This is a genomic window from Alistipes sp. ZOR0009 (genome assembly GCF_000798815.1).
Taxonomy (GTDB): Bacteria; Bacteroidota; Bacteroidia; order Bacteroidales; family ZOR0009; genus Acetobacteroides.
The window spans coordinates 16,274-33,814 of the sequence record NZ_JTLD01000033.1; the positions used below are offsets into that span (position 1 = coordinate 16,274).

Below are 17,541 nucleotides of genomic sequence, written 5' to 3' on the forward strand. Positions count from 1 at the left end.
AAACGAATTCAAGATGAAAAGATTTTACAAGTATATGGCAGTTGCTATTGCAGCGGTGGGGGTATCATCCTGCAGCAACGACTGGTTGGATAGAGAGCCTAGCACCTCTATCCCAACAGAAAAAGCTATAACCTCGTACTACGATTTGGTTACAGCACAGAACGGTATGTATGACGGCCTGCAGGAGGATCAAAACTACTACGGAGCCCGTATGTTCTACTACGGCGATGTACGTGGTGATGATATGCAGTCTACAGCTCCCGGAAAGAGAACGCATCCTCTTTACGAAATGAACTATACTGTAGAGAGCGCCCCCGAAATGTGGGCAACCCCCTACAACGTAATTCGTCGTGCCAACAATATCATTAAGGCTGTAGAGAATGGCCAGGTAAAGGATGGCGTTGCGGCTAACATCAACGACATCGTTGGTCAGGCCTATGCCGTACGCGCTTTGGTGCTGTTCGATTTAACCCGCGTATACTCGCAGCCATACTATGTTAGCAACGGAGCTGGTCTTGGAGTACCTATCGTGCTAACTCCTGGAGGCTATACTGCCAAGGTTGGACGCAGCACGCTCAAGGAGTGCTACGATCAGATTATTGCCGACCTAAACAAGTCGGTTACCCTTTTGGCTAGCTCCAAAAAGGTGGGATACATCAACTCTTGGGCTGCAAAGGCGCTACTCTCTAGGGTATACCTTTACAAGGCCGACTACGCCAACGCCTACACAACCGCCGTTGACGTAATTACCAAGAGCCCCTACAGGCTATGGACCAATAGCGAGTACGTAAACGCTTGGTCTTCGGCTGGTAACTCGGAGCTTCTTTTCGAAATCGTAAACAAGGGTAGCGACGACTGGGTAGACCGCGAAGCTATCGGTTACCTGCTTGCCGAAAAGGGATACGACGACTACATCATCACCAAGAACTTCTACGATTTGGTTAACCAAAATCCGAACGACGTTCGCCTAGGTATGTTTACCATTCCTGCAACGTTGGATAAGAATGGCAAGAAGAAGATCAACGGGGTAGATGTTACCGGAATGAAGATTTATCTGACCAAGTTCCCCGGTCGTGCAGACTTTAGCCCCAACGATGTTCGTGTAAACAACATCCCAGTGCTACGCTTATCAGAGATTTACCTTATAGCAGCAGAGGCAGCACTTCAGGGTGGTGCTACGGCAGCCGACGCAACCAAGTATTTGGATGCTATCGTAAACCGTGCTGACAATGCCACGCATGTGGTAGAAGCAGACGTAACGCTTGACCGCATTCTTAAGGAAAGACGTTTGGAGCTCGTTGGCGAAGGACAGCGCTTCTTTGATGCCATGAGAACCGGAAAGACAATTACTAGGTATACTGGTGCTGCTGATAAAGGATGGCATAGTACGCTGCCCGATATGAAGTCGGCCAGCTTCGACAACACCTACTATCGTGCAATTCTCCCCATCCCTAAGGTGGAGGTTGACGCCAATCCTCTCATAAAGGATCAGCAAAATAAGGGATACTAGTAGTTTGATTTAGCAGTTAATAGGAAGGAGCACCTTGTTGAAAGGCGCTCCTTCTTTTTTACTCGTATGCGGCAGCAGCCGGTAGCCCATCTCTTGCTATCAAAAGCGGCTACGATACCCCTACCGCAGGGGGCACTTCAAAATAAGACGTATCGTTCTAGTGGGCAAATATTCTTACCGAATCGCTGTAAACCAGCGTCTCGTCTGCCCCCTGGTAGGCGCATCTAAACTCGTACTCCTTTCCAGGTGTAAAGCCCGAAATATTTTTCTTACGCGTAGTCGATGGGGTTAGCCTCCATTCCGTCATGTTGGCAGGTGCAGGCACCGGCGCCGAGTAGAAGTTGTACACCTTCGCGTTGCTATTGGCATCTACCGAAACGAGCACGTCACCCATATTTTCGCCTCCTGTAACCTTAAACCCTTCGGGCTTTGGTAGCGTACCAACCTTTTTATTATCCTTTGCAATCGTAAAGCCAGTTGTTTGCAGCTTGCTTAAATCGCCCTTTGCCTGCCGGTTTACCTCTAGGGCTATTTCCCGTAAGGCATCCGATAGCACGCGCCTAGACGCATTTTTGGCAATAATATCAGCCGAAGTCCCATTCTGCGCCTTGGCTAGCTTGGTTTCGTAGTCGGTGTTAATAACCTTCAGGTTGGGTATTACCTCTGCCTCGAAGGTGAAGTTGGGGTTGCCCGTTAGGCAGTTATGAACGGATCTGCCTGTGATGGGAAGCTCGCTATCTGAGAGCTTGGAGTAGTCAATGCAAACTTCGTGTTTGTTCATGTTAGCTGTTTTTATTTATAGTTTAACTTCCTTGTTGTTTGCTAAATGATTAACAACGGGAGGTTTTGAAAAGTTCTTTTTTGGCTCTTTTTTTTCTGTTGGAGCATAGAGGGCTTTGTGCATATGTGAATACGATGGTGTATAAATTTTCAGTTTACCCTGTTAACGTGCAGTATGCGTGGATTGTACAGTTGTTTTGCCTTGTTTGTTACTTCCCATAACTGATTAGTAATGGCTCATTTCTTATCAGTTTTGCGCTATTTCTTATCAGTAATGGCTCATTTCTTATCAGTTTTGCGCTATTTCTTATCAGTAATGGCTCATTTCTTATCAGTTTTGAGCTATTTCTTATCAGTAATGGCTCATTTCTTATCACGCTATTTCTTATCAGTAATGGCTCATTTCTGTTCAGTAATAAGCTGCCACTGAAGAGGAACTTGAGGGAGTAGCGGCAGGCGCTTGCTGTTCACAAAAGAATGATGGGTAATTGCTCATTATTTAAATAAAGCCTGAATATCGGGGATTTCGGGGATTCGGGAAGCTGTGTCTAGGGGATGCTGTAGACCTGTTTTCGTAGAAGGCTATTCTGGCAACTTGAATGGTATTGTATGGAATGGTCAGATAATCAACTAAATGCGAATTGTTATTGTGTATTAACATATGTATTTAAATGTGCCTTTATAGGTGTTTTGCATAAATTAAGATTGTGTTTTTGTTTGTAGCCTTATTTAGGGTAACAGCTTATAAATTATAAGCAAAAGCAGGTTCGTATAGCTAAATTGCAATGTAAAAAAACAGTATTGGTTACAGTTAATTACGAAAAATTGACACTGACAGCTTGTTTTTATTGTTTAGTAGATTTTAAGTGCTACTTTTGCATATGTTGCTGGCTGGATATTTAGGCTAATCTTTTGTATTGGTAAGTAGCCTGCTGCAGCTCCACCATGAGGGATGGTGGAAGAGTGAATTAATCAAATAACAAACTGCTAAACAAACTATTATGAGGCGATTTCTAACGTTACTCGTAACGCTAGTTGTCTTTGGCGTTGGCTCAGCGCTAGGGCAAGTAAAGCAAGTCACTGGGGTTGTTACATCTGCGGATGACAAGCAATCCATTCCAGGGGTAAGCGTTTTTGTAAAGGAAGCTCCATCTGTGGGTGCTTCAACGGACATCAACGGAAAGTACACCCTTAAAAATGTTCCTGCAAATGCAAAAACTATTGTATTCCGATTCGTAGGATACACTTCGGTAGAGCTTCCTATTAGTGCTACCTTAGACGTGGCGCTTCAGTCTGAGGCTCAAAAAATCGATGAGGTAATGGTTGTAGCCTATGGTACTGCTAAGAAGAGTGCCTTTACTGGTTCTGTTGCTCAGATTAACGAAAAAAAGTTGGAGCGTAAGAACGTTTCTGAAATTTCTAAAGCTCTAGCTGGTGAGGTTGCTGGTGTTGCCATTGTAAATACATCAGGTCAGCCAGGTAGTAATGCAACCATTAGAATCCGTGGTTTTGGATCTGTAAATGCAAGCCAAAGCCCTCTTTACATTGTTGATGGAGTTCCTTTTAACGGAGACATTAGCTCTATTTCTCCTAGTGATATTGCAACGACTTCTGTTTTAAAGGATGCAACAGCTACCGCCATTTATGGTGCTAGAGGTGCCAATGGGGTAGTTCTGATTACAACCAAAAAGGGTGATAGAAACTCTTCTTCTATTGATGTAGAAGTTAAAACGGGTTGGAATATGAAGCTGCTTCCAAGCTACGATGTAATTAGCAATCCTGAGCATTTTATGGAGTTGACTTGGGAGTCTATGCGAAATAGAACGATTGCAGTAGGTTACGACGCCACTCCTGCTGGTTCTTTGAAGTTGTCAGATCCTGCTGCTTATGCTGCTGGTTTTAAAGCTTATTGGGATGCAAACTATGCTGCTGCTGGTGTTAATGCTTCGAAGTATATATTCGATGGCAATCAGAAAGGGATCAACAGCGTATATAACATGTGGAAAGCAGATGGAGATAAGCTTATAGATCCTACAACTGGAAAGTTTATTAAAGGTATCGAACGTAAGTACACTCCAGAAGATTGGGAGGATAATATCTTTAGAACAGGAAAGAAGGTTGAAGCCTCTGTAAAATTTAGTGGTGGAAATGAAAAGACTCAGTATTTTTCTTCATTTGGTATCAATAATGACCAGGGGTACTACATTGGTTCTGACTTTTCTCGCTTAAATGCTCGCTTAAACGTAAACCATAAGCCTAAGGAATGGCTTAAGGGAAGCGTAAATATGGCCTACTCTTACATGGAGACAAACAATCCGGGACAGACTGGTTCTGCCAATAACGGATTCTACTTTGTAAATAATATTCCGTCCATTTATCCTGTTTTTCAACGTGATGAAAATGGAGCGCTAATTCCTGATATGCTTGTTGGGGGTAACCGTTACGACTATGCTTTTAGCAGCTTAGGCGGAAGGCCTTTTGGTGATGGTATTAATCCTGCAGGCGCCGTAAGATTAGACAAAAGAAGAACATTTGCACATCAAATTTCTGCAACATCGAACTTGGAGGCTACTTTGGCTCAAGGTTTAACATTGAGCACAACTTTCGGAACCCAAGTTTTGGCTAACGATCTATCTTCTCTTACTAATCCATATTACGGAGATGCTGCTGGTTTAGGTAGAATTTACAAAGAAATGAATATTCTTTCTTCGTACACTTGGACTCAGATGCTTAGATATGCTACTAAGTTTGACGGAGGACATAACGTGAATGCTTTTATTGCTCACGAAGTTACTTCGGAGGATAACAAGTACAATAACGGACAGAAGGATGGTTTGGTTGAGCCAGGAACGCTAACTTGGAACAATGCCGTAAACATGTCTTCAATGAACTCGTATATTGTCGACTACTTTATTGAGTCTTACTTTGGTCAGGTAAACTATGACTACAAGGAAAAGTATTTTGTATACGGAACAATCCGTCGCGATGGCTCTTCTCGTTTCCCCAATAACAGATGGGGTAACTTCGGTGCAGTTGGTGCTGCATGGGCCATTTCTTCAGAGGATTTCATGAAACAATTCGAGTTTATTCGTAGCATGAAACTTAAGGCTAGCTATGGTATTCTAGGAAACCAAGATATTGGGAACTATCCCGCCTACAACAACTATGCAATTGAAAACCTTGAAAAGAAACCAGCCTTTGTATATAACTACAGAGGAAATATGGATCTTACTTGGGAAAAAAGTAAGATGTTCAACGTTGGTTTGGAGTTCTCTTTAGGAAACTATATTGATGGTGAGGTTGAGTACTTCAGAAAAAACACGGATAACCTTCTTTTCTATAAGAGAGTTTCTCCTTCTATTGGATTTGAAAAAGTTCCCGTAAACGATGGTAAACTATTAAATACAGGTATTGAGTTTAATTTTACGGCTCACCTAGTAAATACTAACGACTTGCGAGTTGATTTCAGAATTAATGGCTCGCACATCAACAACGAAATGAAGAGAATGCCTATTGACGAGGCTACAGGAAAGGAAAAAATTGTTGATGACCAGGGTGCTTATGCTTATACCAAAGGCCATTCTTTATACGACTTTTATGTTAGAGAGTATGCTGGGGTAGAGGCTCAAACAGGTTTACCACAGTGGAATCGTTACTACTACATGGATGGAGCAAACAAGGTGACTATTTCTTCGATGGAAGAATTCTTAGCTGGTGATAAAAAAGGTAGTAAGGTGTTGGTGGAAAAAACATTTGATTACAACAATGCTACTAAAAAGTATATTGGAAAATCAGCAATACCTGCTTTAACAGGGGGCTTTGGTTTCGATGTATCGTACAAAAACTTCACGCTAGCAACTCAATTCTTGTATAGCCTTGGCGGATATTCTTACGACAATATGTACGCAGGTTTGATGTCAAATAACGAATCAGGTGGAAACAACTGGTCTACTGATATAGAGAAGCGTTGGCAAAAGCCCGGAGATGCAACTTCTATTCCTCGTCTAACAAATGACTACGATAAGGATGGCTATAGCGTTTCTGATAGAGGTATTGTAAAGAGTAACTACTTAAACCTAAACAATATTCTTCTATCTTACGAGTTGCCAAAGAATATCGTAAGCAAGTTGAGCGTTAAAGGTGCTTCTATAAGCGTAAGTGGTGATAACCTCTGGTTGACAACCAAAAGAAAGGGCTATGTTCCTTCTACATCAGTTAGTGGTAGCAACGACAGCTACAGGTACTCTCCTTTGAGCACCGTATCTGTTGGATTAAAGGTTCAATTCTAAAACGTAGAACGATGATAAAAGCAAAATATTTATTGGGTTTCCTATCGTTAGGAGCCTTGCTGGTTGGCTGTAGTGAAGATAATTTCGACAAGAGGCCTACTGAAACAATATCAGATAAGAACTTGCAGGAGCAGTATAAAAAGGATCCAAAGGTTATTGATGGAATGATCCGAGGCGCTTATTTTATGCTATTCAAAACAGGTTCAGGAGGTACAACTGGGCACTCTGACTTTGGTCAAAAGTCGGTTGATATTTCTACTGATATTTTATCAGGAGATATGGCGCAACGAAAGAGTAGCTACGGGCATTTTTATAATAATGAGGAGTTGCTTTCTACTACAAGAACAAGTGGAACAAACCAGATGTACTGGAAGTACTATTTCAAAGTTGTGAAGTCTTGTAATGACATTCTATCGCTGTTCTTTGAGAATGATACTGAGCAGCCTAAAGAAAATCAGGCAAAATGGGGGCAAGCAAAAGCTTTACGAGCTTATGCTTACTATAACTTGGCAATGATGTATTCGAAGGGGTATAGCTCTCCAGATGATCTTTGTGTTCCTATATACAATGTTAAAAACATGGATGTTGCTGCTCCTTTGAGCTCTGTTCGTAAGGTGCTGGAATTTGCAAAGAAAGACTTGGAAGATGCAGTAGTTGCGCTAGCTGGATTTAAGCGTGACGGAAAGTACCAAATTGACGAATATGTTGCTTCTGGTATGCTTTCTTACGTTTATTTGACAGTTGGAGAGTACGACAAGGCAATTGCATCTGCTGATAAGGTGTTGGCTGCATACAAGCCAATGACTGCGCTTGAAGTTACAGGTGGATTAAATTCTATTGCTGCTCCAAGTTTGATGTGGGGAGTGGATATAACCAATGAGAACTCTGGGAGCTTAGTGACATTTTGGGGGCATATGGATATTTATACTTATAGCTATGTTTATGCTGGTGCTCGTAAAACCATTGACAAAGGCTTGTATGATCAGATATCAGCACAAGATGTAAGAAAGTACCAGTTTAGTAGTTCATCGTTACTTCCTTTGTGGAAGTTTTATGATAAGGGGCGTGTTAATGGTGGAGACAGAAAATGGGAAAATGATATTTTCTGGATGAGAGCCGATGAGTTTATTCTTGTAAAGGCTGAGGCTCAGGCACGTTCTGGAAAGGCTGGTGATGCTTCGACAACATTAAACACCCTTTTAAGCAAAAGAGCCGCTGTTGAAGGAACACCTGGATGTTTCCCTGCAGGCACACCTGCTGGCGCACCTACCTACGACATGACCAACATTCTAGATGCTGTATACTTGCAGTGGAGAATCGAAACTTGGGGAGAAGGACGTGCTCTTTCTATTATGAAGCGTTTCCAAAAGAGCGTAAAAAGAGGTGTAAATCACTCAGAATATCCTGGTGCGGTTATTTCTTATGATGATCCACGCCTGACGTTTGCAATTCCTGAAGTTGAGGCTGTTAATAACCCTAACTTCTAGAATAAAACATACACTTTTAATTGGCAAGGCTACCTTTTAGGTAGCCTTGCTTTTTTATGCTATGTCATGATACTGATGCCTATAAATGAGGTGAAATTGTCTTATTCGGTTTTTGGAATGCGTTCTGGTTCGAATTATGAGTAGTCTGACGAACTGTAAGCAACTTTAGAAATCAGGTTATCAACAGCAACTAGAATGCTATTTTTTACTTTCAGATAAGCATAGATTAACTAATATTCGAATAAATTAAGTCGAAAGTTGCTTGTGTGAATAAATGTTATAAATTTGCAAATGTCGATTTCGTATTATCAATGGGCTGGTTTGCGCTTAGTTTTTCGGAATCAGACAAATGAAAATTTATTACAAACTGCTAAACAAACTATTATGAGGCGATTTTTAACGTTACTCGTAACGCTGCTTGTTTTTGGTGTTGGCTCAGCGCTAGGACAGGTAAAGCAAGTTACTGGGGTTGTCAAATCTTCGGATGATAAGCAGCCCATACCAGGCGTAAGCGTTTTTGTGAAGGAGGCTCCTTCTGTGGGGGCTTCTTCTGATCCTAACGGAAAGTATGTTTTAAAAAACATACCCGCTAATGCAAAAACTATTGTGTTTAAATCCGTAGGGTATGCCACTGTGGAATTTCCTATTAAAAATGTGTTAGATGTTGCTCTTCAGCCTGAGTCTCAAAAGATAGAAGAGGTGATGGTTGTTGCTTATGGGACTTCAAAAAAGAGTTCTTTTACAGGATCAGCAGAGTCTGTAAAATCCGAGAAGTTGAGCACAAGACCGATTGCGAATGTAACAAAAGCATTAGATGGAATGGTTGCAGGTGTTCAAACAACGTCTGGTTCAGGTCAACCTGGTTCAGGAGTTTCTATAGTTGTTCGTGGATATGGATCGATAACATCATCTCAATCTCCACTTTACGTTGTAGATGGTGCCCCTTACGATGGGAATATTTCATCGATTAATCCTAATGACATTGAATCTATGACTATTCTGAAAGATGCTTCTTCTGGAGCTCTTTATGGAGCCAGAGGGGCTAATGGTGTGATTATGATCAATACGAAAAAGGGTAAGGCAGGTAAAGTTAAAGTTAACTTCAAGGCTAACTGGGGAGTTGCTTCTCGTTCAATTCCTCGATATGAAACAATGGATGAGGCTGGTTACTTGGAAACCGTTTTTCAATCATATAAAAATAAATCCATCATTTCTGATGGGCTTTCACCCGAAGCAGCTGCAATTGCTGCGCTAGAAGCGATGAGAAGTGGTTCTGCTGCGATATTTGGAAATAACGAGGAGTATAATCCATATAATTATTCTATAAACCAATTGATTGATCCTAAAACGGGAAAAGTAAGGTCTGATGCAAAATTACGCTATCATGAAGATTGGCTTGATGAAGTGATGGCTAAGAATCCACTTCGTCAAGAGTATGTTACGTCATTCTCTGGCGGAGATGAAAAGACTAGATATATGTTTTCCGCAGGATACTTAACAGAAGAGGGGTTGTTGAAAACAACAGAATTTAACAGGTATAATGGTCGGTTAAATATTGACTCAGATGTTGCAAAATGGTTAAAAGCAGGGATGAGTGCAAGTTATTCAAGGAATGAGAGTAATTCTGCTCCAGAGAATAGTTCTGCAAATTCTAATGTTTGGTATACCAATCAGTTGATGGCTCCTATATTTCCTGTTTATAAAAAAGATGATAAAGGGCAAACTATTTACGATAATTTAGGGAGTCCGGTGTTTGATTATGGGGTGAACCGTCCTGCAGGCGCTACTGCAAATTGGAATACGATTGCAACTCTTTATGATGACATGTACAGTTCTAGCAGTGATAATTTGAGTGGGCGTATCTTTACTGATATTGGTAACTTGAATTCTGGTCCTTTGAAGGGGTTGACGTTATCTGTAAGTTATGGTTTTGATCTTATAAACTCAGCAAGCGCATCTTACTATAATCCATATAATGGAAATTCTGTTGCGGTGAAAGGATCACTTTCTAAGGCTAATGGGAGAACTTTTAGTTACACGTTTAACCAAATTCTCAAATATGATCGCAAAATAGGAGAGCATCATTTTGAAGCATTAGCAGGTCATGAGTTTTATAAGTATAGATATGATTACTTGGGTGCATCGAAAACAGGTTTCCCATTTGGAGGTCTATTTGAACTAGATGCTGCGACTTCTATTACTGCTGCAAGTAGTTATCAGAACAATTATGCAATTGAGTCTGTATTGTCCAGATTTGGATACGACTATGGCGATAAGTACTACTTTTCAGCAAGTTTTAGAACCGATGGTTCCTCTAGGTTTCATGAAGATAATCGTTGGGGGAATTTTTGGTCAGTAGGTGGAAATTGGAGAATTTCACAAGAATCCTTTTTACAAGGAGTATCTTGGTTAAATAACTTGGCAGTAAAAGCAAGTTATGGAGTTCAAGGTAATGATAATGTCAATACACTTTATGCTTGGCAATCTTTATATGACTTGGGGTATCCTAATGCTTCTATGAGTGGAGCTCTTATTACGTCTTTGGAGAATAAGGGGCTTAAATGGGAAAAAAATTCAAACCTTAACATAGGTGTTGAGTTGAAAGTTTTTAACAGAGTTTCTGCAACTATCGAGTGTTATGAAAGAAAGACAACCGATATGTTAATGGATTTTCCAATGGCGTCATCTTTGGGATTCGATGGATATCGAAAAAATATTGGATCGATGAGAAATAGAGGGCTTGACATGACAATTGGGGTTGACGTTTTAAAAAGTAATGATTTTGTATGGAGAACAACTTTAATTGGCTCTGTAATTAAGAATAAAGTATTAAAACTTGCTGATAAGCCAGAGATTATATCTGGTAATTATATAATAAAGGAAGGAGAAACTCTAAATTCTTATTATACATCGAGTGCAGCTGGAGTTGATCCTGCGACAGGTAAGCAGTTGTATTGGGTTTGGGATATTGATGCTGATGGAAATAAGGGGCAGAAGTATGTTTCTGATAATATGACCAAAGCAACAACATGCCGTGAAATAAAAGGGAGTAGAATTCCAGACTTATATGGGTCAATTAATAATGAGTTTAGATATAAAGGCATTGACTTTTCCTTTCTATGTACTTATTCCTTAGGGGGGAAAATTCTAGATGGAGTTTATAGTACTTTGATGTATGGAAATTACGTGGGTCAGGCACGAAGTAGACATTTAGAGAGAGCATGGAAGCAGCCAGGGGATGTAACGGATGTTCCTAGGATAGAAATTGGGACTACTCAGGTTACTACCGATAATAATCTAATTGATGCTTCGTATTTTGCTATTAAGAATGTTACTGTTGGTTACACCTTACCTTTTAAATGGTTAAAAACCGCTGGTATTGAATCCTTTCGGGTGACAGCTGCAGGAGATAATATTGCGATGTTCACGCACTTAAAGGGAATGAATCCTCAGTATAACTTCACTGGAGGAACTAATTTTGGTTATGTTCCAACAAGGAATATTACATTTGGAATTGATGTTAGATTTTAACGGAGGCAGATTATGAAAAAGATTATATATGCAATTGCTCTTTTTGCGGCGTTCTCTGTAAGCAGTTGTACAGATGAGTTGAATACAGTCCCTTCCGACAAGGTTTCTGGGCCAACTATTTTTAAAGATGCAACTAGTGCAGAAACAGCTATTAATGGTGTTTATCGGATGTTGTACGTAATGGGATGGAGTTCAAGTTGGGCTCATGAGAATTGCGGTCAAACAGCAATAAATCTTCTCGCAGATCTTATGGCGGAAGACCATTTGATGCAGGATCAGGGATCGGGATGGTTTTATGAAGATTATCGTCTAAACGTGCATGGAGATTTTTCGGGTAAAAGTGGAAGATCCTATTCTATTTGGAACTTTTATTATACAATGATCTGTAATGTAAACTATATAATTGCTTCAGAATCGGCTATGGCTGGAGATCCAGAATTAAAACAAAGTATTATAGGTCAGGCTTATGCTATGCGAGCTTTTGCGTATAGTTATTTGATACAACTTTATCAACAAACCTATGTTGGGCATGAGACTTATCCTGGAGTTCCTTTGTACACAGAACCTACAGTTGCAGGATCTGTAGGGAAGCCAAGGGGGACTGTTCAGCAAGTATATGATTTGATTAATGCAGATCTAGGAAAGTCCATTACTTTGTTAGGTGGGGTGAAAAATAAAGTTCACAAGCATGCCTCTCAGGTTGATTACTATGTGGCAAATGGTATTAAAGCGCGAGTAAGCCTTGTTCAGGGGCATTATCAAGATGCTATTGATGCAGCAAAGGAAGCTCTTGGAAGACCTGATTTGAAAGTTGCAACCGTAAAAGAGTTGGGCGGGAATAATAGTGTAAAGGTGTCTGATGTTCTTTGGGGAGTGGAAATAATCAAAGATCAGACAAGTGGCGTTGGTAGTTTTTTTGCCCACATGGATGCAGATGTTCCCGGTTCATATGGATCTAAAGCACGTCAATGTATTAGTTATGGTTTGTATAATCTGATATCAGATACTGATGAACGTAAGTCTTCTTGGTTTAGGGGGAAGTTAACCCCAGACATTGGTTTAAATTCAAATGTAAGTTACTGTCAAACTAAGTTTAAAATGGCTGATTATTCTACACGAACCGGAGATTATATCTTTATGCGTGCAGAAGAAATGATTTTAATTAAGGCGGAGGCAGAATGTAAATTAGATAAATATCCGGAAGCGCGAACTACTCTAAAATTATTGGGAAATGCGAGGGATAGTAAGTTTGAGGATCGATTAGCATTACGAACTGATGCAAAAACTTTCAATAGTGATACAAATGCTCCGTTGCAAACGCTTATGGATGAGATCTTATTCCAAAGAAGGTTGGAGCTGTGGGGCGAATTTGGTAGGATATTTGATTTACAAAGGTTAGGGTTAGGTTATAGTCGAGTTTACGATAAGTCGAATCATACTGAAAAAGTGTCGACTAAACCTACAACAGCAGCTTCTCCGTTATTTATTCTTCCTTTACCTCAATCAGAGATTGATGGGAATGAAAATATAACAGACAAGGATCAAAATCCTATTGTAAGGTAATTAATGAATTTACAGGAGGAAAATTATGAAAGCAAGAATATTATTTTTTTTACTAGCTATCTTTGTATATGTATCCTTTGTGTCGTGTAATAAGGATGCAGAAGGAGTCATTTATAATGAGAATGTAAATACGGTCTCATTTGCTTCTACACAGATGAATATCGAAGTTACAGCAGATGATAAAGGTGTTGTTAAATTTCCTGTTTATAGAGGATCCAAAGACGGTGATTTAAGTGTTGACTTGACGATGACTTCATCGAGCAACCTTTTTTCATTGAAAACTCCATCAGTTAAATTCAGTAAAGATGAATCTGTTGTTTATGCAGAATTGAGTTTCGGTGATGTAAATAATTTGGGAGTTACAGATGAGTATCAAGTAAAGGTCTCAATAGCAAATGAAGATAAATTGTCTATATCAGGTGTTGCTACGTTAGTTGTAAAATTGAAACGCAAATTAACTTGGGAAGTGTATGGTGTAGGTAAGTATACTTCAGGATTGTTTGGTGAGGCGTGGGATCAAACTATCGAAAAGGCCAAAGAAGGAAATATTTATAGACTGCCAGATTGTATTTTTAAAGGTTATCCTTTTGTTTTTGTGTTGAGTGAAGATGGTCAGTCTTTAGCTTCATGGTCGGTTCAAGCGTCTGGTTATAAACATAATACTTACGGAATGGTGTACTTCTCTGGAAAATCTATGGTTAGAACTGGTCAGACATTGGCATTTACATTGCAAGGTCTTGTGGTTGTAAATGGTAAATATGCTGTTTTGGTAAAAAGTTTTACAGAAACATTAGAATTGCCATAAGAAATTTTGTCTATAACTTTAAGGGTTACCATCACAGGTAACCCTTTTGTTTTGTATTAGGACTAAAATCGCATTTAAGCCTTTAGGGAGCGTAGGTTATTTGTTTGAAAGCTTATGAATTTCAACTAGGTCATTAGATTATTAAAGGAATTGTAATGAAAAATTAGATTTAGAATGATTATTGCAACTAATATTAACCGTAATTATTAAAAATTTAAATAAGTATTGTCGTTGTGAAATAATGTTATAAATTTGCAGGTGTCGATTTTGATTTATCTAGAGGTGATTGCACACCTGATTTCGCAAGATCGGTAGAATGAAAATTTATTACAAACTGCTAAACAAACTATTATGAGGCGATTTCTAACGTTACTCGTAACGCTGCTTGTTTTTGGTGCTGGCTCGGCGCTTGGACAAGTAAAGCAAGTAACAGGAAAGGTATTGTCCGCAGAGGATAAGCAACCGATTCCTGGAGTTAGTGTATTTGTTAAGGAGGCATCAAGTGTTGGTACATCAACCAACGTTGAGGGTCAATTTACACTTAAAAATCTTCCTGTCAACGCAAAGACTTTAGTTTTTAGGACTGTAGGTTTTCAAACTCAGGAGGTTGCAATTAAGAGTGGTGAGATTAATATAATCTTATCTCCCGAGACTCAAAAGATTGATGAGGTCGTGGTGACTGCAATGGGTATGAAAAAATCGGAGAAGACATTAGGCTATGCTGCATCAACAGTAAAAAGCGAAGATCTACTCGCAGGACGTTCTGCATCTGTAATGTCGGGTATTGCAGGTAAAGTTGCAGGAGTGAATGTCTCTTCATCCGGACAAACAGGAACTTCTCAAAAGGTAATTGTACGTGGTTATTCTTCTTTTTCACAAAACCAGCCACTGTATGTTGTTGATGGAGTACCTATTCAAAACAGTTTCTCGGGAAGCAGTAGTAGTTCTGATGCTGTAGACTTTGGAAACCAAGCTGGCGACATCAACCCCGATGACGTTGAGTCTCTAACCGTTCTAAAAGGAGCATCAGCAACCGCTCTTTATGGTTCAAGGGCTGCCAGTGGTGTAATAATGATTACCACTAAAAGAGCTCAACAGGATGAGAAAATTACAGTTGAGTACAATGGTTCGTTTACGGCTAGTAATGTGCTTCGAGTGCCTCAAACTCAAAATGTTTTCGGACAAGGATGGCCTGATTGGGATAGAATGGAAAATGGCTCATGGGGTCCAAAATTAGATGGTCGTCTTCATGATTGGGGAGCACCACTTGATGCAAACGGGAAATTTGATCCAAATGCTAAAGGCCGCATTAAAAGGTTTTCATATGTTGAAGATAACTTAAGAAACTTTTATGAAACAGGTTTTGAAACCAACAACTCCGTAAGCATTAAGGGAGGTACTAAAAATACAGGCTTGGTATTTTCGTATGGAAACTCTTATGCTAACGGTGTAATTCCTACTGATGCAGACAAGTACAGTCGAAACACTTTTTCGTTTAGAGGAAATACGAAGTATAACAACTTTGATATCAATTACTCTGTTAACTATGTTCGCAAAGATATGAACAATGTAAGTGCAGGGCAGGGGGATAATGGAGCTACTATCTTTCCTGAATTGTTGCAGCATGCTGTTGATGTAGACTTCCAAGATACAAAGGATCTAAACAACATTTACAATAATACAGACAATTACTATACTGTTTATGCGGAAAATCCTTGGTGGGTTGTTAAAAACAATGGGAATAAGTATCAGGACGATCGCGTATACGGGAAAACAGAATTAAACTACCAAATTCTAAAAGGACTTAAAGCAATAGCTCGTTTAGGAGGTGATTTTACCAACTCTCGTCAACAAAGATGGAATGCGATTGCAAGAAGAACAGTAGGTAGTTATGCTGCCGAAGGTGGGAAGAAAAATGAAGTAGGCTACTATAATGAGAGAAATGATGCATGGGATCAAATTGATTTTACAGGTTTACTATCTGGAAACTACAAGTTAACAGAAGATGTTGGATTCGATGGTGTTTTGGGTTACAACTTCAACCAACGTTCATCTTCTTATCATAATTCATCGCTATCAGGTTTGGTACAACCTAATTGGTATAGTTTAGAAAATGGAGAAGTAATGCCTATAACCAGTTCTGGTATTTCAAGAAGAAGATTGATTGGCGCATTTAGCCAAATGAATTTTGATTTTAGAAACTACTGGTTCTTAACAGTTTCTTTAAGAAATGACTGGTCTTCAACTTTACCTAAGGGTAAAAATAGTTTCTTTTACTGGGGATTAAATACTTCTGTAATCTTAACAGATATGTTTAAATCATTGCAAAGTGATAATGTAAACTTTATAAAGTTAAGAGCGGCTTACGGTCAAACGGGTAATGACGCCCCTGCTTATAGAACACAATCAGCCTATTATCCAACTCAGATTGGTCTTGGGTTTGGGGATTTATATTTCCCATATGGAGGAGTCCTTGGATTAACAGAGAGCAACCGTTTAGGAAATATGGGGCTTAAGCCTGAAATTACTACTGAACTTGAGTTTGGTATTGATGCTCGCTTTTTCAAGAATAGATTAACATTTGATATTGCTTACTACAATAAAGAGACTAGGGATCAAATCATTTCTGCTACAGTGGCGCCAGAAACAGGTTACACTTCTAGAACACAGAATATTGGTAAAATCCAAAATCAAGGTATTGAAGCAAATATGCGCATTATTCCTGTTAGAACATCTGATTTGGAATGGGAAATAGGTGTAACTTTTGCAAAGAATAAAAGTAAGGTAAAAGAACTCTGGGCCGGTACTGACAGGTATCTCATCGTATCTGGATATGACATAGATTTCACAGCCATTGTAGGTAAACCTCTTGGTCAATTCCTTGCCCCTGCGGAACTTCGGGTTGCAGAAGGAGAGCATAAAGGTAAAATTGTTGTTAATTCAGCAGGTCGACCTCAAATTGACGCAAGTAAAAAGGATAATGTGGGAACTTCGCAGCCTGATTTTACAATGGGGTTCAATACGCGTGTAACCTACAAGGGGATAACTCTTAGCGGTGTTTTAGATTGGCGAAAAGGTGGTCAATTCTGGAGTTACACTTCTCATATTATGAATTTTAATGGTAATGCCACTAAAACTACATTTAACGAAAGACAACCGTTTGTTATCCCTAATTCTGTAAAGCAGACAGGTGTTGATGCAAATGGGAAACCTGTTTATGTAGAAAACGACATTCCTATTGCTAATAATGCAATGTATGATTATTATAACAACTCTAAAAACACTCCAATTCAAAAGACTTTTGTGCTTCCTAAGGATTATCTAAAGTTGAGAGAAATTGCGGTATCATACTCTTTACCTAGTAAACTTTTCAAAAAGGGTTATGTTAAAGGAGTTAGTTTTGGAGTTGTGGGACGTAACCTGTTCTTATGGACACCTAAAGACAATAATTTTGTAGATCCAGAGGCTACCAATTTTGGAAATGACATCACCTCAGAACTTGGTGAGTTTGCAGCAGCCCCAACAACGAGGAATTACGGAGGTAGTTTAAAAATCACTTTTTAGCACATAAATTTA

Annotated in this window: 8 protein-coding genes; 7 read left to right on the plus strand and 1 reads right to left on the minus strand. The window is 39.5% G+C overall.

What is annotated here, in order from left to right:
* Positions 1–13 precede the first annotated feature (13 nt).
* Entirely contained in the window at positions 14–1,510 is a 1,497-nt protein-coding gene (locus L990_RS10055) for a RagB/SusD family nutrient uptake outer membrane protein (protein ID WP_047448831.1), read from the plus strand.
* Between the two features lie 157 nt (positions 1,511–1,667).
* Here the strand turns inward: L990_RS10055 and L990_RS10060 are convergent, their stop codons facing one another.
* A complete protein-coding gene (locus L990_RS10060) occupies positions 1,668–2,291 on the minus strand; it encodes a hypothetical protein (RefSeq protein ID WP_047448428.1) in 624 nt (207 codons plus the stop codon).
* A gap of 1,000 nt (positions 2,292–3,291) precedes the next feature.
* Between L990_RS10060 and L990_RS10065 the strand changes: the two genes are divergently transcribed.
* The 6 genes from L990_RS10065 to L990_RS10090 all read left to right on the plus strand — a co-directional run bounded on the left by L990_RS10065 (position 3,292) and on the right by L990_RS10090 (position 17,529).
* On the plus strand, positions 3,292–6,579 hold the full coding sequence (locus L990_RS10065; protein ID WP_047448431.1) for a SusC/RagA family TonB-linked outer membrane protein: 3,288 nt from the start codon (positions 3,292–3,294) through the stop codon (positions 6,577–6,579).
* 11 nt (positions 6,580–6,590) lie between these two features.
* A complete protein-coding gene (locus tag L990_RS10070) occupies positions 6,591–8,066 on the plus strand; it encodes a RagB/SusD family nutrient uptake outer membrane protein (protein ID WP_047448434.1) in 1,476 nt (491 codons plus the stop codon).
* 291 nt (positions 8,067–8,357) lie between these two features.
* Positions 8,358–11,597, plus strand: coding sequence for a SusC/RagA family TonB-linked outer membrane protein (locus L990_RS10075; protein WP_231562271.1), 3,240 nt, complete (start codon positions 8,358–8,360; stop codon positions 11,595–11,597).
* Between the two features lie 12 nt (positions 11,598–11,609).
* On the plus strand, positions 11,610–13,160 hold the full coding sequence (locus L990_RS10080) for a RagB/SusD family nutrient uptake outer membrane protein (protein ID WP_047448437.1): 1,551 nt from the start codon (positions 11,610–11,612) through the stop codon (positions 13,158–13,160).
* Positions 13,161–13,185: 25 nt separating this feature from the next.
* Positions 13,186–13,965: a hypothetical protein gene (locus L990_RS10085; protein ID WP_047448440.1), complete on the plus strand. Its 780-nt coding sequence runs from the start codon at positions 13,186–13,188 to the stop codon at positions 13,963–13,965.
* 351 nt (positions 13,966–14,316) lie between these two features.
* On the plus strand, positions 14,317–17,529 hold the full coding sequence (locus L990_RS10090) for a SusC/RagA family TonB-linked outer membrane protein (RefSeq protein ID WP_047448443.1): 3,213 nt from the start codon (positions 14,317–14,319) through the stop codon (positions 17,527–17,529).
* The last annotated feature ends 12 nt before the right edge of the window (positions 17,530–17,541 follow it).

Coding starts and splice junctions, on each gene's coding strand:
- L990_RS10055 (WP_047448831.1), top strand. CDS start 14: ATGAAAAGATTTTACAAGTATATGGCAGTTGCTATTGCAGCGGTGGGG.
- L990_RS10060 (WP_047448428.1), bottom strand. CDS start 2,291: ATGAACAAACACGAAGTTTGCATTGACTACTCCAAGCTCTCAGATAGC.
- L990_RS10065 (WP_047448431.1), top strand. CDS start 3,292: ATGAGGCGATTTCTAACGTTACTCGTAACGCTAGTTGTCTTTGGCGTT.
- L990_RS10070 (WP_047448434.1), top strand. CDS start 6,591: ATGATAAAAGCAAAATATTTATTGGGTTTCCTATCGTTAGGAGCCTTG.
- L990_RS10075 (WP_231562271.1), top strand. CDS start 8,358: ATGTCGATTTCGTATTATCAATGGGCTGGTTTGCGCTTAGTTTTTCGG.
- L990_RS10080 (WP_047448437.1), top strand. CDS start 11,610: ATGAAAAAGATTATATATGCAATTGCTCTTTTTGCGGCGTTCTCTGTA.
- L990_RS10085 (WP_047448440.1), top strand. CDS start 13,186: ATGAAAGCAAGAATATTATTTTTTTTACTAGCTATCTTTGTATATGTA.
- L990_RS10090 (WP_047448443.1), top strand. CDS start 14,317: ATGAGGCGATTTCTAACGTTACTCGTAACGCTGCTTGTTTTTGGTGCT.